This is a genomic window from Haladaptatus sp. AB643 (assembly GCF_024136975.1).
GTDB lineage: Archaea > Halobacteriota > Halobacteria > Halobacteriales > Haladaptataceae > Haladaptatus.
Genome location: NZ_JAMYJW010000015.1, coordinates 11323 through 29512, shown reverse-complemented (window position 1 = coordinate 29512; position 18190 = coordinate 11323). Strand labels below are relative to the sequence as shown.

Below are 18190 nucleotides of genomic sequence, written 5' to 3'. Positions count from 1 at the left end.
ATGAACGAGGAAGGACCCGACGCGAGAAAACTCGACGAGGGAAGACACGGCGACGAGCACCCCGACGAGGAGCGGGATACCGATGCGTCCGACGACGACACGGATTCGCGGTGGAGCGTCGTCATCACGGTCCTGAAGGTGCTGGTTTCGGTCGGATCGTTCGGGTACCTGCTGTGGAAGTTCCCCGTCGAACAGGCCTTCGAAACGATGTTCCAGATGAAGGCGATTTATCTGGTGCTGCTCGTCCCTATCGTCGTGCTCCCAATCTTCCTCACGTCTCGGTCGTTGCAGTTGCTGTACGAGGAGTACGAGAAGATACGGTTCCTGCCGATATTCAAGGTCGATACGGTGGATTTCGTCGTCAACTCGTTTCTGCCGACGCGACTCGGGACGCTCGCCACGACGCCGCTCATCCTGAACAAGTACACGGGAATCAAACTACGGCGGGCGTTCGTCATCAAGGGCGTCCAACTGCAGATGATCGCCGCGATAAACGGCCTCGTCGCACTGGCCGGGTTGTTCCTGCTGGTTCAGTACCTCGAACGCGGACTGGCCCTCGTCCTGCTCGTCAGCGCCGGGGCGTACCTCTCGATTCCCGTCGGCGTGTTCCTGCTGGCGTGGGTCGACCTCCCGTCGTTCATCTCCGACCGCGCGCCGAAACTGTTGTCGTCGGCCGCCGAGATGCAACACGACATCCTTTCGCCGAACAAGGTCAAGTCGGCGGGGTTGCTGTTTCTGTCGTTCGTCGTGCTCTCGGGGGTTCGGTTCGGCGTCATCGGCACGAGTCAAGGATTGGAGTTGTCGCCGCTGCTCTACCTACTCATCCCGACGCTGGTGTACTCGGTCACCGTGCTCCCCATCTCCATCGGCGGCATCGGAATCACGGAGGTGACGGGGACGACGGTGCTCGTGGCGTTGGGAGTTCCACCCGGCTTGGCCGCGAGCGTCGTCGTCCTCGACAGGATTTTCGCCGCCTATCTGCCGCTCGTGCTCCTCTACGTCTACGCGAATTACGTTATCCACTCGGACGTGAGCGTCTAATCCAACGGAGACGAGCGTGCACCGACGCCCTAGCGTTTTGTACCGAACCGCCGTCGTCCGTGGTATGGTTCAGTGGGGGGAGGACGGCGGTAGTGAAAGCGACGGCGATAGTGACGGCGGAAACGAGTTCGTGCTCGTCAATCCGGCGAAGACGCCGCGGCCGGAGACGAAGATGCTGACCCAGCAGTTGGCCGACGACGGCAACCGGGTCTCCGTCGTCATCCCGAAGGAAGCCGCGGACAGGATGGAGACGGTGGACGACGCGGACTACGTGTTCTACGACGCGTGGTTCGTTCCTGGCGTCCGGTATCCGATCCCGTTGCCGTCGTTTTTCACCCAACTGTTCTCGCTGATCGGCCGGGCCGACGTGGCGTTCGTGACGAGCTACATCTACCTGCCGTGTCTCGTCACGACGCTCTTCACCGCCCTGCTCCGCACTCCCTGTATCGTCAGTGTGGACGTGCTCGTCGGCGTTCGCTGGTCGTACGGACAGTCCGTCGTCGATTCCATCGCGGCGATTTACACCCACACCGTCGGCCGGTGTACGTTCGCACTCAGCGACCACCTCGTCGTCCCGGGCGAGTACATGCGAACGGAACTGACGCGGTTCGCGCCCGCCGAAAAGATCACCGTGATTCCGAACGGCATCGACGTGGACCATTTCACGGCCGCCGAGGAAACAGCCGACGGCCGCGAGCGGGAGCGAGCGAACGTGGGCGAACAGGGGGATGCGGGCGGGCGAGCGGGAGTGAACGAACAGGATGCGGACAGGCGAGCGGGCGTGAACGAACGTGAGCGAGCGAACGGGGGTGGGAACGCGGATGCGAACGACCGAACGAAGGTGGGTGGTCGAACGCACGCGGACGAACGGGTAAACCTGCTGTTCGTCGGGCGGTTGGCCCCCGTGAAAAACATCCCGCTGCTCCTTCGGAGCGTGAAGCGATTACGGGACGAGACGGGTACCGACTACGACCTCACCATCGTCGGTGACGGCGAGGAGCGGGAACGATACGAGACGCTGGCGAAGGAGTTGGAGTTGAGCGACGCCGTCCGATTCGAGGGCTTTCGGTCGAACGTCCGGGAGTACTACCGCGACGCCGACGTGCTCGTACTCACGTCGGTTTCGGAAGGGTTCCCGACGGTATTGATGGAGGCACAGGCCTGTGGACTGCCCGTCGTCACCACCGATGTCGGCGGCGCACGCGAAATCGTCGCCGCCGGAAGCGTCGTCTCGCGGGACGAACCGGGTGAAGTCGCCGAAGCGATCACGTCCGTCGTCACCAGCGATTCCGAGGAACTTCGATCGACGGCGAGACGACACGTCGAACAGCAGTACTCGCAGACGGAATTGTATGTTCGATACAGAGACATATTTCAAGAACAGATCGGTAGTAATTAGACAAATCGGAGCCTGAACGCGGTCTCGGGCATGGGCACAATCGATAAGTTAGTGTGAGTGGTTTGACAATCGGGAGAGAAAATATGACAACACTGAGTAGCAAGCGAGTGCTCATTACCGGTGGGTGTGGCTCGATCGGTTCGGCACTGGTTCGACGGGTGTTGCAGGATGGCCCGGAACTGGTTCGTGTCATCGACAACGACGAGGGACGACTCCACTGGATGGAGACGAAACTCGGACGTCAGTATCCACGCCAACTGAAAACGTCGTACAAGGACGTGCGTGAGTTCCACGAGATGGTGGAAGCGATGGACGGTATCGACGTCGTCTTTCACACCGCGGCGCTCAAACACGTCGGAATCGTGGAACGCGATCCGTTTCAGGCGGTCAAAACGAACGTCGAGGGAACCGAGAACGTCATTCACGCCGCGATGGAAACGGACGTGGAAGCCGTCATCGCCGTCAGTACGGACAAGGCATCGAACCCCGTCTCGGCGATGGGCGCAACGAAGTTGCTCTCCGAGCGACTGAGCGTCGCAGCGAACGAGAACAGTCGAGACACTCGATTCGGCTGTGTCCGGTTCGGAAACGTGCTCGGGACGCGTGGCTCCGTGGTACCGGTGTTTATCGAACAGATTCGAGCGGGCGGACCGATCACCGTCACCGACGCCGAAATGACCCGGTTCGTCATGCGACCGGAAGACGCGGCCGAGTTCGTCGTGGAAACCTACGGAACGACCGACGGGGGCGAAGTCGTCGTCCGCAAGATGCCCGCGTTCAAACTGGGGACGTTAGCCGATGCGCTTCGGGAGAAGTACGCGACCCAATTCGGCCATCGCCCGGAGGAGATTCCGACGAGAATCGTCGGCTCCGGACCGACCGAGCGCTACCACGAGAAACTCGTCTCGGAGGACGAGGTGAAACACGCGGTCGAGGAGGACACCCGCTTCATCCTCTACCCGAACGAGGGATCGATGCCCGACGATGACGCGGGACGTTCGCTCGCGGGCGAGTACACGTCCGAGGACGCACGACAGCTCTCGAAAACGGAACTGTTGGCGATGCTCGACGGGATGGATGGAAAGCTACAGACGGTCGGAGCACCTGTGGAACGTCGATCGTAAGTATCGACGGCGTATTTCGATCGGAGACGCCGCCCGTTCAATCGTAGATGACGACGCCGCCGTTCGCATAGACGCGGTCGCGGTGGCGGTCCAATCCGACCTCGGGATCGTACGTGAGCGACCACCTGCCTTTCATCTTGCCGTATAGTCGATACACGCGAGCCTTCTCACGGTAGGCGACGTAGGCTCTGCTGGGAAACGCCGTGTCGTTCATCAAGTTCTCGTCCGCGGCCACGTACACCCGTTGGTCACCCGGATTTCGAAGGTTCACGGACTCCTGTGCGTAGTACTGGTCGGTGGCGATCTGTGCAGGGACGTGCGAACTGAACCGCTTCGCGGCGACCTCCTCGGCCGTGAGGTACTGTCGGTCGCTCTGTGGACTGTCGGGGACGATCAACGGCGAAACGAGTTGTGACATCAGCAACAGCACGAGGACGGCGGCCGCGAGCGTTCGCCGTCGCCGCCCGGTTGCGTATCGCGTGAGGAGGGTTATCGAGACGAGGACGCACAACAACAGTTCCACGTAGAAGTACATCCGTGACGGGTTCACTGCGGAAACACTCACGGAACCGACTCCGGTAAGTACGATACAGACCGCGATACCGGCCAGCAGCGTCCACTCGTCGTCCGACTCCGCTTTGCGGGCCAGCAGGAGCCAGGCGATTCCAGCGAGGGGAACCAACGAAAGTCCGTACGCCCGGCGAAGCAGGAAGTACATCGTCCCGGCCGCGACCGGTCTCGCCGCCTTCGGAACGGCGTGAACCGTCGTCACGGACGCGACTTGTAGTGCCAGCAACAGTCGGCCGATGACGCCCGTGATGAAGTCCGTGATGACGGTGAGTTGAACGAGAACGAGCACGCCCGAAAGGAGCGTGAGGACGAACAGGGTCGAGGGCGTCGTCGCCCGACGAACTGGCTGGTCCCGCCAATCGCCCGATTTGAGCAGGATGAGCGCGCCGCTGCCGACGACCGCCCCGAAGACGAGGAGCGTCGTGATCTTGTGCGTGTACACCAGCGTGATGGTGAAGAGGAACGCCAGCGCGAGGTCGCGTCCGCGCTTGTGCTGGAGATACTGCCCGAGGACGTAGAGGAACGGGAGCCACAACCCGACCGCGAGCGTCTGTGCCAGTGGCATCACGGCGTACATTACGGAGGTCGCGCCGACCGTGACCAACAGCGCCGCGTAGATTCCGGCGCGGTCAGTCCACAGTCGGCGCGCGATGACGTAGGCGAGAAGCGGGAAGAAAATCCCGAAGACGTAGGCGTACACGTCCAAAATTCGGAGGTCCCCCACGCCCAGTATCTTCCCGGTCAGCGCACCCGACAGCAGAAACGTGGGCGCTTTCCCGTAGAACTGAAAGTCGAGCCCCGCGACCCGCCCCGTCTCCATCAGGGAGACCATGACCGTGGCGAACTTGTCTGGGTCCATCCCGAGGTAGCTACTCGGAAACGAGACGATGGAGGCACGGTAGTAGACGCCCAACGCCACTATCGCCGCGAGAAGGGGTCGGATCGCCGGGAACGACGGCCGTGACGGGGCCCAAACCGCGTACGCGGCCAACGACAGAACGACGATTCCGACACCGGCTTGGAGATACGGTGACAGTCTGCCGCCGAAATGAGACACGAGCGTCGTCGCCAACAGCACCCAGCACGCGACGATGACGACGACTTTGAGCACGTCTCCTGGGTGACGGGCAACGGCGGGACGAGGATTCATCGACAGTCCGTTCAGTACGCGACGGAGACACTTACGAATCTATCGGCCCGCACGGGGAATTCGTGAGGTTTCGAGACGTGTTCGGATCGGGAGGAATCAATACGATGTTCGGATGGTGCGGCCATTTTCTATTCGTCCTGGTAGTGAAACTTTCAGCGAACCTATTTGCCGGTCGACACCGCCGATTAGGGGGACAGATGAAGATCGGACTGCTGAATCCGACGGTGCTGGTCAGACCGGACCCGCAACTGCTCGCGCCGCGGTTGGCAGCGGCGGGACACGACGTGGTGTTCTACCATCCGGAGAAGGGTCGCGGAAACCCGCCCGAGGGACCGAACATCACGGTGAAGTACTATCCCGCGCGGTTCGTCCCGGAACTGCGCTACACCCTTCCGACGCCGGGATTCTATCGCCTGCTGAAGGAGGATATTCCGACGCTGGACGAACTCGTCATCGGCGATTATCTCTACCCGGTCTGTTCGATCGGCGCGCTGCTCGGCCGTCGATTCGGCGTCGATACCACCGTCGTCGTGAGCAACCTCGTCGGCGTCGAGTGGTTCTACGGAAACCGGTTCGTGGACTGGGTGGCGAAACTGTACACCCACTCGGTCGGGCGACTGACGTTCGCGGCCGCGGACCACGTCGTCGGACAGGGTGAGTACGTCCGCAACGGACTGGTTCGGTTCGCGTCCGAGGGAAAGACGTCGGTCATCCCGACGGGAATCGACCTCGATTACTATTCGCCGGACGCGACGGCACCGGCCGATTTCGACCGCGAGGATACCGTCGAACTCGTCTACGTCGGTCGCCTCGACCCGGTGAAAGGCGTCGATAACCTGCTGGAAGCCGTGGCCGAACTGGACGCGAGGGAGGGTCGAACGTACCACCTCACGCTCGTCGGCGACGGGACGAAACGGGCCGAATACGAACGGTTCGTCGCGGAACGGGGAATCACGGGAAGCGTCACGTTCGCGGGCTACCAGGACGACGTGCGACCGTTTCTCATCGCGGCGGACGTGTTCGTCCTCGCGTCGCTGGCGGAGGGACCACCGGCGGTGATACGGGAGGCACAAGCGTGCGAGACGCCGGTCGTGAGCACCGACGTTGGCGGCGTCTCGGATCTGGTTCGCGGTGGTCGAGTCGTTCGGCCGAACGACCCGTCCGCGCTCGCGGACGGTATCGAATCGTTGGCCGGGACCGACCTCGCCGAACGGGGACGAATCGCTCGGGAGTACATGATCGACGGGTTCGATATCGAGTCGATGATGGCGGAGTACACGTCGATTTTCGTGGACGAATAGGAATTTCCGTCGGCAATTCGAGTGGCTGCGACCAGTTTCAAGACTGAAACGTTCGATGAGCCAGAATCTCTTTTCCAGTGGATGCCGTGTATCTCCTTTCATGACGGCAACAGTAAGCATGAGTATCGAACTGGAACTAAAATGGGGGGAACAGGGACTCGAAACCGACCCCGGATACATCAGCGAAAGGCGCTCGCACGAGACGCAGGCTTTGCGGCGACTCCTGTCCGCGTGTGACGAATACGACGTACCCATTTCGTTCGACGTGGTCGGTTACCTCCTCCATCCAGAGTACATCCCACCCGAAGACGACCCGTACGATGACGACTGGTGGCCCGTCGGACCGGAGTCATCCGTCGACACCCACCCGAGGTACTACGCCCCGGATCTGGTCGAGGAAATCGTGGACACGGAGGTGGACCACGAGATTTGCACGCACACGTACTCGCACTTGTTGGCCGAACAGTTCGACGACGACCACCTCGACTGGGAACTCGACCGAGTCGAGGACCTGTACGAACGAAACGACCTACAGAAACCGGTCTCGTTCGTGGCACCACGCCACCACACCGTCGAGCGTGACGTACTGTCAAAGCACGGAATTCGGACGATTCGGATTCCGATCGCCGGACTGCCCGACCACGCCCCGGGCAAGGCGTGGTACATGCTACGCCGTGAACATCCGGTCGCCGAACCGCGGGAACGAAACGGAATCGTCGAGGTGCCGAGTACGAAGGCGCCATCGCTGACGACGGCGCTCCTGCCGGAGGGTCGTCATCCGACCCATCCCGGCTTTCGCCCGATTCCGAAGCCGGTTCGACGGCGGATTCACCAGCGCTACCTGCAATCGGCGCTGGATCGTGCGCTCGTCGAGGATTCGCACGTTCATCTGTGGACTCACCTGTTCAACATGTCGAACGACGACCAGTGGCTGTTGATACGGGAATTTCTGCGACGAGCGGGTCAGTTCCAGCGACGAGGCGGCATCGACGTCGTGACCCTTCAGGAGTGTGCCGACCGCTACGCGGGGGGTGTCTGAGATGCGGGTCGGACTTCTGCTCGACGGGCAGATGCTGGAGGAGTGGATGGCGCGCCCCATCGAACGGATGGAAGCGGAAACGGATGCGACCGTTACGACGATCATCGAGAACGCCGACCCGCCGGGGTACAGACGGTATCTCGAAATCGCGCGGCGTGACGGTATCTGGACGTCGATGCAGGGCGTGAAGATGATCCGCCGCACGCTCGACCCACCGGAATACAGGAAACGCCGACACGTTTCGGAGGTTATCGACGCGAACGACGTGACGTACCACCGATGTCAGCCCGTGGAGACGAACGGGTTGGGGAACGAACTCCCGCCCGAAGCGGTTTCGCTCCTCGACGAACACACGGACCTCGCCATCCGCTACGGGTTCGACATTCTCGTCGGCGACGCCCTGACCGCTCCCGACCACGGTGTGCTGAGTTATCATCACGGGAATTTTCGGCGGTATCGCGGCCGCCCGGCCGGGTTCTGGGAATTCCTGCACGACGAAGAGACGGCGGGCGTGACGCTTCAACGGATAACTGACGAACTCGACGCGGGGCACATCGTCGTGGAGGACGAGGTCACCATCAGCGACTGCACGATGTGGGGCGACGTGTTGGAGCGTCTCTACTGGGCGTCCGGCCCGATGCTGACCGAGGCAGTTCGCCGCCTCGACGAACCGACGTTCGAACCGAAAACGGTGAATGAACTCGGGACGCTCTACACCCGTCCGGATCCCGCCGAATTCGCCCGCTTCCTCGGCAAGTCGCTGTACAACCGCGTCGATGAAACCGTCTGATCGGGACCGACCGCGACTAGAATGTCCGCAAAACGTGTATCGCGACGACGTACCCGAATGCCACCAGTCCGGCGAGCAGTATCCAGCGAAGTCGTAACTGCCACCGTGGCCGGACGTGTGCGGGTGACGTGAGTTCCAGCAACATCAACAGGCCGACGAGCGAGACGAGGAAGAACGTCTCGACCGTGAGCACCCCGAGAATCGACAGGCAGGCCGCCGCGATGAGCATCAATCCGAGTTGCCCGTAGATGAACTGCCGTCGATGTTCGAGCGTCATCGGGACGACACTCGACGGAAACACGTACAACTCTGTCGGCTCCCGTGGGCAGTCAGGGGAACGTTAAAAACGGTTATTCAGTCCGACTCGGCCGGAACCGAGTCCGATTCGCCGTTCGCTTCGGCCGTCCCGTCGCTCAGCAGCACGTCGGGAACGAAGCGGTCCTCGTGCGATTCGATCCGGTCGCTGTGGCGAGCGAGCGTCTCCAACACGTCCCGAACACCTTCCTCGAACGTCTGTCGCTGGTCGCCGATGAGACTCATATAGCGGTCGTTTTCGATCTCCATCGCGTGCGTCTCGTCCTCCTCGCGCGGGTTTTCGAAGTGTTCGACGGACGTATCGAAATCGAACTCCGCGGCGACCGAGTCGATGGTTTCGGCGATTTCCACGATGCTGATGGCTCGCGTCACTTGGTTGTACACCGCGAAATCGTCGGATCGGTCGGCCGAGTCGGCGAGCGCGAGGCGCGCGAGTCCCTCCACGGTGTCTTCGAGGCTGGCGAACGGTTTCCGTTGCTCGCCCTTCCCGTACACCGTCAGCGGGTAGCCCTCGGCCGCTTGTGCACAGAAGCGGTGGACGACGGTGCCGAAGTAGTAGTCAAAGTCGAACCGCGTCTTCAACGCGTCGGACGCCCTCGTCTCCTCGGTTTCGGTGCCGTAGATGATGGCCGTCCGAACGTCGCTGATCGGAACCCCGAACTGCTTGTGTGCCAACCGCAGGTTGGCCGCGTCGTGTGATTTGGTCAGGTGATACCAGCTTCCCGCCATCGCCGGGAACGGAACTTCGTCACGCTTCCCCTCGTTCTCCATCGTCGCGCCCCCCTCCGGAATCGGGAAGTCGGGCGCGCCGTAGACGCCGGTCGTCGTCGTCTCGATGAAGTGGGTGTCGGTCATCCCGTGTTCCTTCAACCCCCACAGGAGGTTTCGCGTCGATTGCAGGTTGTTGTGCTGCGTGTAGTTCGCCCGGTCGCCGTTTATCTGCGAGTAGGGCGCGGATGGCTGTGCGGCCACGTGAACGATCGTCTCGGGTTCGTGGATGGACAGAAGTTCGTCCACGAACGAACGGTCCACGAGGTCGCCACGGACGAACGAGAGGTTCGTGATCCCCAACTGGTCGCTCGCGGCGACCACTCGCTCCTCCGGGGTCGTGATCGGAACCGCGCTCTGGCTGCCGATCTCCTCGACCCAACGACGCCGCCCGTAGTTGTCGACGCTGATGACGCGCTCGTCGGTTCGGTCGGCGATCCGGAGCGCCGTCGGCCACCCGATATAACCGTCGCCTCCGGTGACGAGAATCGTCATCGCTCGGCCCCCTTCCCGGCCGCGTCCGTATCTTCGTTTGCTTCCGCGTCTGCCTCCATCCGACGGTCACTCAGATGCTCCCAGATCTCGGTACACCCGATGCCGTCCCCGATGTCACTGAGATGTTCAACGTAATCGTTCGAGTCTCTCATTAGAGTGTCAGTCCACTATCCCTTTTGACTTCAAGATTTCGGGCGTAATGGATCTGAAAACGTCGAAATGGAACAGTACGGCGCGTAAAAATTCGTTTCTCTATATCGATCGTCACGCAATCGAGGTATACTCGGTCGGGGCGTACTTGCGACCGTGCTAGCTACGGGCCGATACCGATCGTAATTCGTCGAATCGTCAGTCCTCGGTTCGTCCATCGTCCTGCGTCCCCCCTTCGTCATCGTCGGCCTCCTCGTCGTGCTCGCGCGGAACGACGTCGCCAACGTCGTCGAGCAGCCCCGAAATGGAGTCCGCCGAAGCCGCTTCCGAGGCGAAGACGACGCGCTCGTAGTACGCAGTCAGGTCGTCCAGTACTCGATATTCGCGGTCGGAAACGGTCGTCATCGCCTCCCGTCGGAACTCGCGCGGCGTCGCCGACGGGTCGAGGTCGTACCGACGAAGGATGGAGGTACGAACCGTCGCGTACCCCATCTCGACCGCCGGTTCGTACTCGCCGGACGCGAGGCGCGAGCGTGCGGCGTCGAGTTCGTCCTGCACGGTCCGTTCGTCATTAGCGTCCGCCTCGTCACCCACGTCCTCCTCGTCCGTCCCGTCTCGGTCCTCGGCTTCGGTAACCGATTCCTCCGTCATCGTCTCGCCACCGTCGCCCATCCATCGCTCCCTGACCAGAACGGTTCCGAACAGGAGGACGAGCGTCAGCAGCGCCGCACCCGCCCACGGCAGCGAGATCCAGTCGAGCAACCCGGCCGAACTCGACGTTCCTTCGAGTCGGGCACTCGCCCGTGCCCCGTCGAGGTTCGACGCGTTCGCGTTGAACACCGCGACGACGCTGGCGTCGTCGTCTCGTTTCACCGACGACGGCAGGCGCATCGTCGTCTCGTAACTTCCGTTCGGTTTCGTCTTCGTGTGCGCGACGCGGTTGCCGTTCACTCGGAGCGCAACCACGCGACCCTTCCCCGCCGTGCTGTTGTTGGCACGCAGTCGGCCGTGCACCGCGACGCGACTGCCGTTTCGCGTCGCGTGAATCGACAGCGACGTGTTCGTCCGCTCGACGAACACGCTCCGGGACGTGTTCGAACTCGACAGCGCCCGATGCGAGAGCGCGACCGTCGCCCTGAGTCGCTGTTTCCCGGTCGGAACCGCCGACGGAAGCCGCGTCTGGAATTTGAATCGCCCGCTGGGTCCCGTGGTTGCGGTGCCGATTCGCTGATTGCCGACACTGACGACGACCGGGACGCTCCCCGCCGTCCTGCCGCCCGCACCGACGACGCCCGAGACGGTCATCGGCTGTCCGAATCCCGTCCGATTCGGCGTTCGTCGCAGTCGTACCCGCGAATCGACCTGCCGTATTTCGGCGTTCACGGTGTCGGTCGCGCCGAGATACGAGGACTGGTTCAACGGTCGGTACTCGACCGGAATTTTCGTCGTATCGAGCGGAATCATCGTCGGGCGATAGGTAGCGTGGAACCGTCCGGCGTCGTTCGTTCGGGTGTGAATCGTTCGGTTTCCGACGTTGAACGTGACGTTCCGGTTCGAGATGGCACTCCCGTTTTCGGTCGTCAGCACGCCGGTCAGCGTCATCGGGTCGAGAAACGAAACCGTCTTGGATGCCGCGTGGACGTCCAGTTTCGTCCGCTCGAACACCGTCTCCTCGACGTGTTCCTGTGTCCGACTGACGTTACGGGAGATGGTCGTCACCTGCCGCGACGACCGATTCAGATCGACCGGTGTCGTCCGCGAGACGTTCCAATACGTCGATTTCAGCGACACGCTGGACTGATTCGTCCGTTCGGCCAACTGGTTGAGTTTGCGCGCGCGCTGTCGCGCACGCTTGGTGTTGCCGTTCTTTCGTGCTTTCCGATACTGACGGTAGGTCTTCCGATACTCCCGAACAGCGTCGATGAATTTGCGCTGGCTCTTCGCTCCCTGTCGAAATTGGTCGGTATCGTTTTCGCTCCCGTTCGAGCGCGTCGATCGCTGAACCTCGACGTACTGTCCGAGTTGCTTCGAGAACCGATCGCCGACGATGCCGTGTGCCTTCTCGTACTGACCCCGCTTAACCTGAACCATGCTCCCGCCCAATCGCCGCGCAAGCCGCGCTCTGAGCCACCGTTTGACCGCCTCGGAGTTCCCCTTCTGTCGAACCCGCTTCGGGTTTTCGTGGCGGGGAACGGTGACGTTCGTCGAGTTCGCGTTCGCATTCGAACCGTTCGCGGTGGAAACGGTAGAACCGCCGCGCTGTTCGGACTGGGCCGTGGTCAATCCCGTGCCGACCACGGCCGACGCCACGAGGAGTGTGGCAACTAGCACGACGAACAGAGTGTTTCTCGAACTGGTCATGGAGTATCGAGCGGTTTGCGGCGGCAGTTCGGCCAATTACGGCGGCAGTTCGACCGATCACGGCGACGGTTCGACGGCGGGGACCGAGCCATCCGACCGCTACGCTGGACGCGGAGTAAGCCGGACCGGGAGTTAAAACCGGTCGACCGTTGAGCGAAGTATGGTCGAACTATCCCATCGTGGGGTCAGTCGAACGAAGCCGTCAACTGGCGGTTCCCGCCGGGAGGGGGGCAGGCTACCACCACCCGATCGAAACGGGGGATTACCGCCGAAACGATCCCTCCCTGTTAACTGCCATCGTCGGCTTTTCCCACCGATGCATGCGACTCGTCGTCACTGGGCCGTCGTCACGTTCGGACTCTCCTTTTCGGCGTTGGCGATACTTCTCGACCGACCGGCGCTCGTCTTCGGGACGGTCGGCGTCGCGTGCTGGTTGCTGTATCAGTACGCCACGTTCACCTCGGAACTCCGGCGAGTCGTGACGGAAACGTCCGTCTCACAGTCGGTATCGCGCGCTCGACTCCCGACGGGAAGCGCGCTGACGGTAACGCTGGCCGTCGAGCGGCCGGATTCTTCCACGCTCGACCTCACGGTCGAATCACGGCCGCCGCTCTCGGGCCGGGGAACGACGGCGGCGAATCGAACCGTCGTCCTCGATGCGGACGAGGACAGCGGAAAAACGACGTACTCCGTCGAGTTCCCGACTGCCGGAACCGTCGCGTTCGAGAGACCGAGGCTCACCATCGACGACCGACTCGGGTTGTTCACCGCTCGCTGTGAGAACGGCGACGAACCGAGCATTACCGTCACCCAGCGAACCCCGGAAGACGTTCACGTCGGACGGGGAGGACAGCGGACACAGACGCAATACGGGAGTCAGTACGCGAAACGAAACACCAGCGGATTGCCGACGGTCGAGATACGCGAGTACACGACCGGTGACAGCCTCCGCCGCGTCGATTGGAACGCGACGGCGCGGTTCGACTACCCGCACGTCCGCGAGTACGAGAACGAAACCGACCGCAGACTCGCAGTCTTCATCGACAGTCGGCCGTCGGTCGGCAACGGACGGGAGGGGGAGACCCAGTTCGCGTATCTCCGTGAAGTGGCGCTCACGCTCGTCTCGGAAGCCAGCGAGCGTTCCGACGCGATGGCACTGTACGCGGTCGGACGCGACGGCGTGACCGTCCGTCACCCGTTCCGTTCGACGCCGACACATTACGCGGCGATCCGTGAGACGCTGTATTCGCTGTCGGTGGAAGAAGGGGAAAACGGCGAATTTGCCCACTCGAACGCTGATTTCGTCGCGTCGAGGCGACGAAACCGGCACGCAAACCTCCAAGCGGACGATTCGCAGTTCGCGGCGCGAATCCGTCCGTTCCTCTCGAATACAGGCGGCGCGGGGTCGGCCGTAGGTGTGGCAGCGGCCGACCCGCTGGACGCCGCGGTTCGAACTCAACTCGGCCGTCACACGGAAAACGTTCACGTCGCCCTGCTCACGTCGGACGCCAACCGGGGCGAGGTGGAAAACTGCGTTCGCTACGCGAGCGGTCACACCGTCGGAACACGGGCATTTCTCGCGCCGCATGCGTTGTTCGATCCGAAAGGACTCGCGGAGATCGACGAGACGTACAGTGAGTACGTCTCGTTCGAGCGATTCCGGCGGAAGATCGGGGCGTATCCGCGCGTTTCGGCGTTCGAGGTCGGACCGGGGGACCGTATCGAAACCGTTCTCTCCTCCGCACGGGAGGTGCGTGTCTGATGCTCGAATCCACGAATAGAACGCCGTTGGGCGGCATCGGTGTCGTCGCGACGGCGGGTGCGCTGGTATTCGCCCAGCGAGAACTCGGATTGCTCGCCGGTCTCACGCTGTTCGCTCTCTGGGCATTCCTCCCCGCAGTGTACGCGTTCGTCGGCGGCCAGGTCGCCGTCGTCGCCCTTTTCCCGCCACACGTGCTCGGGTGGACGGTTCTCGTCGCCGAGTTCGGATTGGCGGTCGTTCTGCTGTCGCCGTCGCTACAGGGGTCGAGGAGTCGAGAACGACTGGCGGTCGTGTCGCTCGTGGCGTGCTGTCTCGCCTTGACGTGGCTCGGGCTACTCGAATTCGGGATGCTCGTGGTCATCGCAGTTCTCCTGTTCGTGACGGGTGCGATAGCGATGATCGCCACCCAGTACGGGCGTGGTGTCGTCGGAGGTGCGTTCCGATGAGCGAGACGTCACGGCGCGCGGAATCCGAACCGAAGGAGTCCGATTCCTCGTCCGAAACGGACGACCGGTTTCGACTGAAAGCCGAAGTCGAAATCCTCCGCGAGGAGAACGAAACCCTCCGGGACGAGTACGCACGCGTCCGTCACGTCAGGAACCGAAACGCGGCACTCGGTCTCGCCGCCGTCGGTCTCGTCGCCCTCGGCGGCGCGGCGCTCCTACCGTCAGTGCGGACGGTTCTGCTCGTGCTCGGCGCGACGGGGCTGTTTACCGCGACGCTGGTCTACTCGCTGGAGCCGACACGGGTGCTCCCCGTGAGCGCCAGCGAAGCCGTCTACGACGCGTTGGCCGAAAACGAATCGGCGCTCGCGTCCGAACTCGGCTTGAAGTCGGGGCGGTACGTCCCGACGGACGCCTCGGGAACGCCATCGGTCGTGTTGTTCGTCACGGCGAACGATGACGGCCCGTCGCTCCCGGATTCGTCCTCGCTCCTCGTGGTTTCGAACGGGACGGACGGCCACGGCGTTGCGCTCTCCCCGACGGGGATGTCGCTCCTCGATTCGGTTCGGGGATCGATGCCCGACGGGTTCGGCGAGACGCCGGAGGACCTCGCCGGGAGCCTGTCGGATGCGGCCGAAGCCCTCGACATCGTGGAAGCGGCATCGGCCACGGTCGTCGCGGACGAAAATCGACTGGCCGTCGGCGTGTCGGGTTACGCGTACGGCTCCCTCGACCGATTCGATCATCCGGTCGTCTCCGTGTTCGCGGTCGGACTGGCAGCCGCGATGGACGAACCGGTTCGCGTCGAGAGCATCGAACCGTCCGACCGCGCCGACGCGGTCATCGACTATCGGTGGGGCGAGTAGGTTACTCGAAGTCGTCTTTGTCCTCGTCTTCGCGGCGACCGCCGTCGGCCGTCGCCGCGAATTCGTCCGTCGTACTGCCGGGCGGGTTCGTCGCGGTCTCGACGGCCGCGAGCACGTCCTCCACGGTCGTGTCGCTCAGCGCCGCATCGGCGTCGAGCACGAGTCGGTGGACGAGTATCGGACGGAGGTGGAACTTCACGTCGTCGGGAATCACGTAGGAACGACCGTGAATCGCCGCCCGCGCCTTCGCGGTCTGAAGGAACGCGATGGAGGCACGGGGCGAACCACCGTATTCGACCGCCTCGTGGGCGCGAACTGCCTCCACCAGTCGCTGGATGTACTCCTTTATCTCGGGTGCGACGTGGACCGTCGTGACCTGCTGGCGCGCCTCGTCGATGGCGTCGGTCGTCACGACCTGTTCGACGTCGTCCGGCCCCAGGTTCGGGTTCACGTCGATCCTGTCGAGCAGTTCGCGCTCTTCGGCCCCGGACGGGAGTTCGACCACGATTTTCTGCTGGAAACGGTCGCGCTGGGCTTCCGGCAGTTGGTAGGTTCCCTCCATGTCGATGGGGTTCTGCGTGGCGATGACCATGAACGGGTCGGGCAGCGAGAGCGTCTCCCCGTTGATGCTCACGTTGTCCTCCTCCATCGCTTCGAGGAAGGCGCTTTGGGTCTTCGGCGTCGCGCGATTGATCTCGTCGGCGACGACGAGGTTGGCGAAGATGGACCCCTTCTGAAGCGTGAACTCACCGGTGTTCTCGCGGTAGACGTGCGTCCCGGTGATGTCGGCCGGGAGCAGATCGGGTGTCATCTGAATTCGGTTGTGCGAGAGGCCGGTCGCGCCCGCAAAGAGGTTCGCGACCGTCGTCTTGGCGATACCGGGGACACCTTCGAGCAGGACGTGTCCGTCGGTCAACAGCGAAATCGTGAGATTCTCCACGAGTGTTTCCTTGCCGATGAGCACGCGAGCGATTTCCGTCCGGATGGACTCGTACAGCGCTTCGGCATCAGTCATCGGCGTCACCTCCCTCCCGCGCGGCTTGGATATCGGCGACGAGACGCTCGATGCGTTCGTGGGACCACGAGGGGTACCGTTCCTCGATGGCGACGACGAGTTCGTCGGTGTCGAGGGTCGGATGTGTGGGCTCCTCGGAGTCCACGCCGAATCGTTCGGTCAGTCGGCGAACGGCGGGTGAAACCGTCTCAGGGTGACGAATTCCGAGGGCGACGAGCACGAACGCTCCGACGAGCGCGAGTTGGGCGGCGAGCGAGCGGCGGACGACGATGAGAACGAGCGCGAACGGCGGTGGTCCCTCGACCTGTGTGTAATCGAAGACGGCGCGGTCGTGTGCGGCGATGAGGCCGCGAACGAACCGCTCGTTTCCGGGACGGGATAGCATCGAGTTGATGGCAACACTCGGATCACCGACGACGACGACGCGACCCTTGCTGACGTTTTCGGCGGTCACCACTGGGTAGCTGTCGAGGCTTTCGTCCGCGTCGAGCGTACCGTTGTCGTTGGAGTCCCGATAGGCGAAGTCAGAGGTGGAGACGAGCGGGGTCGCTCCGTGTGGTCGGACGGCGGTTCCGTAGTTGAGGGTCAGTCGATGGACGTTCCGCGTGAGCGGACCGTTCGAGACGTTGGTTGCAATTGGCATAGCTGGTGAGTGGTAGTTGTGGCGTTCGTCACGGAGGACGCTTCCGTCGGATCGAGCGCGCGCCCCGAGCGACGCGAGGAGCGCGTTGCTCGTGTTCGCACGGTCGTCCATCACGACGACGGTGCCGCCGCGATGGACGAAATTCCGTAGGGATGCGCTCGATTTCGACGAGCGGGGTGCGACGACGAACACCACCGTCCGATTCGCAGGGAGCGTGCGGTACGTCGCCGAATCGAGCACGACGTTCGGACCGCCGCCCGCATCGGCTATCCACCCTCTGAGGGTAGAGGTACCGTCCCACGTGGGATTGTACGCACCGAAATCGGTCGTCGATGTGACGCTGCCGACGGCGACCGTGACGAGGACGAGCGCCGCGAGGGCGAGGACGAGAACGGTCGGCGGACGAAATGGCGCTGATCGCGTCACCGTCGTCCCTCGGGTCGCCGCCGCTGTTCGGTTTTACCCCGGGGCACGGTGGCTCCCCCCGCGTCCCACGAACGAGTGCAACGCTCCGGTCATCACTGGGCATGCGACGATGTTCGTTACAAATCTATCGGCTGTCGTGACGGGTCAACGGATGATGAATTCGCTCCGTCCGGTCCGATCGGACCCTTGTTTTGTTGGAATACCCCCGTATTAGTACGGAATTCCAGTGAAAGTGGAGTAGTATACCACTACCACAAATGAAGACATATAAACTAGTTATAAGTAATGATTTCTACTCGGTAACTTATTTCCGAGGATATGATAACGGTTCGAACTGAAGCGGTTTGCTACCGAATAATGTCGATACGAGCGGTCTACTTCGATTCCGTGAGTTTTTCCTGATCCAACAGGGGCACTCACAGTACCAACCGGCCGCTTACTCATCCGTCGATAGCGTGTCTGTCATCGTCACTAGTTGTTGTTGGAGTACCTGAGATTCTTTTGGAATACTAGCAAAAAATCTGGATTAGCA

General features: G+C 62.5%; 17 protein-coding genes. 10 read left to right on the top strand and 7 right to left on the bottom strand.

Features of this window, described 5'->3' with window-relative positions; all coding sequences use genetic code 11:
* The 3 genes from NKF25_RS21750 (at position 1) to NKF25_RS21740 (ending at position 3564) form a co-directional block, all read left to right on the top strand.
* Positions 1 to 1041 carry a lysylphosphatidylglycerol synthase transmembrane domain-containing protein gene (locus NKF25_RS21750; protein WP_253228733.1) on the top strand — a complete coding sequence of 347 codons (1041 nt, stop codon included), beginning with the start codon at positions 1 to 3 and terminating at the stop codon, positions 1039 to 1041.
* A gap of 64 nt (positions 1042 to 1105) precedes the next feature.
* Entirely contained in the window at positions 1106 to 2440 is a 1335-nt protein-coding gene (locus NKF25_RS21745; RefSeq protein WP_253228732.1) for a glycosyltransferase family 4 protein, read from the top strand.
* Between the two features lie 83 nt (positions 2441 to 2523).
* Positions 2524 to 3564 (top strand): SDR family NAD(P)-dependent oxidoreductase, encoded by a 1041-nt coding sequence (locus NKF25_RS21740; protein WP_253228731.1) that lies wholly within the window; start codon positions 2524 to 2526, stop codon positions 3562 to 3564.
* 37 nt (positions 3565 to 3601) lie between these two features.
* Here the strand turns inward: NKF25_RS21740 and NKF25_RS21735 are convergent, their stop codons facing one another.
* Complete coding sequence (locus NKF25_RS21735; RefSeq protein WP_253228730.1) at positions 3602 to 5284, bottom strand: hypothetical protein; 1683 nt, start codon at positions 5282 to 5284, stop codon at positions 3602 to 3604.
* Between the two features lie 197 nt (positions 5285 to 5481).
* Between NKF25_RS21735 and NKF25_RS21730 the strand changes: the two genes are divergently transcribed.
* The 3 genes from NKF25_RS21730 (at position 5482) to NKF25_RS21720 (ending at position 8414) form a co-directional block, all read left to right on the top strand.
* Positions 5482 to 6585, top strand: coding sequence for a glycosyltransferase (locus NKF25_RS21730; protein WP_253228729.1), 1104 nt, complete (start codon positions 5482 to 5484; stop codon positions 6583 to 6585).
* A 100-nt stretch (positions 6586 to 6685) separates the two neighbouring features.
* Positions 6686 to 7624, top strand: coding sequence for a polysaccharide deacetylase family protein (locus tag NKF25_RS21725; RefSeq protein ID WP_253228728.1), 939 nt, complete (start codon positions 6686 to 6688; stop codon positions 7622 to 7624).
* A 1-nt stretch (position 7625) separates the two neighbouring features.
* The gene (locus NKF25_RS21720) at positions 7626 to 8414 is read left to right on the top strand and encodes a formyltransferase family protein (protein ID WP_253228727.1); all 789 of its coding nucleotides are present in this window, start codon (positions 7626 to 7628) and stop codon (positions 8412 to 8414) included.
* Between the two features lie 16 nt (positions 8415 to 8430).
* On the opposite strand, the gene NKF25_RS21715 is transcribed toward NKF25_RS21720, so the two are convergent.
* The 4 genes from NKF25_RS21715 to NKF25_RS21700 form a co-directional block, all read right to left on the bottom strand.
* On the bottom strand, positions 8431 to 8691 hold the full coding sequence (locus tag NKF25_RS21715) for a hypothetical protein (RefSeq protein WP_253228726.1): 261 nt from the start codon (positions 8689 to 8691) through the stop codon (positions 8431 to 8433).
* 77 nt (positions 8692 to 8768) lie between these two features.
* On the bottom strand, positions 8769 to 9992 hold the full coding sequence (locus tag NKF25_RS21710; protein ID WP_253228725.1) for an NAD-dependent epimerase/dehydratase family protein: 1224 nt from the start codon (positions 9990 to 9992) through the stop codon (positions 8769 to 8771).
* Positions 9989 to 10144: a hypothetical protein gene (locus NKF25_RS21705; protein ID WP_253228724.1), complete on the bottom strand. Its 156-nt coding sequence runs from the start codon at positions 10142 to 10144 to the stop codon at positions 9989 to 9991. Before NKF25_RS21705 ends, NKF25_RS21710 begins: the two co-directional genes overlap by 4 nt.
* 196 nt (positions 10145 to 10340) lie before the next feature.
* Positions 10341 to 12473, bottom strand: a complete 2133-nt coding sequence (locus NKF25_RS21700) for a hypothetical protein (RefSeq protein ID WP_253228723.1) — start codon at positions 12471 to 12473, stop codon at positions 10341 to 10343.
* Between NKF25_RS21700 and NKF25_RS21695 the strand changes: the two genes are divergently transcribed.
* The 4 genes from NKF25_RS21695 (at position 12460) to NKF25_RS21680 (ending at position 15574) form a co-directional block, all read left to right on the top strand.
* Positions 12460 to 12639, top strand: coding sequence for a hypothetical protein (locus tag NKF25_RS21695; RefSeq protein ID WP_253228722.1), 180 nt, complete (start codon positions 12460 to 12462; stop codon positions 12637 to 12639). The genes NKF25_RS21700 and NKF25_RS21695 overlap by 14 nt on opposite strands.
* A gap of 180 nt (positions 12640 to 12819) precedes the next feature.
* Positions 12820 to 14265: a DUF58 domain-containing protein gene (locus NKF25_RS21690; protein WP_253228721.1), complete on the top strand. Its 1446-nt coding sequence runs from the start codon at positions 12820 to 12822 to the stop codon at positions 14263 to 14265.
* Positions 14265 to 14711, top strand: a complete 447-nt coding sequence (locus tag NKF25_RS21685) for a hypothetical protein (protein ID WP_253228720.1) — start codon at positions 14265 to 14267, stop codon at positions 14709 to 14711. Before NKF25_RS21690 ends, NKF25_RS21685 begins: the two co-directional genes overlap by 1 nt.
* The gene (locus NKF25_RS21680; protein WP_253228719.1) at positions 14708 to 15574 is read left to right on the top strand and encodes a hypothetical protein; all 867 of its coding nucleotides are present in this window, start codon (positions 14708 to 14710) and stop codon (positions 15572 to 15574) included. Before NKF25_RS21685 ends, NKF25_RS21680 begins: the two co-directional genes overlap by 4 nt.
* A gap of 1 nt (position 15575) precedes the next feature.
* Here the strand turns inward: NKF25_RS21680 and NKF25_RS21675 are convergent, their stop codons facing one another.
* Positions 15576 to 16589, bottom strand: a complete 1014-nt coding sequence (locus NKF25_RS21675; RefSeq protein WP_253228718.1) for a MoxR family ATPase — start codon at positions 16587 to 16589, stop codon at positions 15576 to 15578.
* Positions 16582 to 17658, bottom strand: a complete 1077-nt coding sequence (locus NKF25_RS21670) for a DUF4350 domain-containing protein (protein ID WP_253228717.1) — start codon at positions 17656 to 17658, stop codon at positions 16582 to 16584. Before NKF25_RS21670 ends, NKF25_RS21675 begins: the two co-directional genes overlap by 8 nt.
* Positions 17659 to 18190 lie beyond the last annotated feature (532 nt).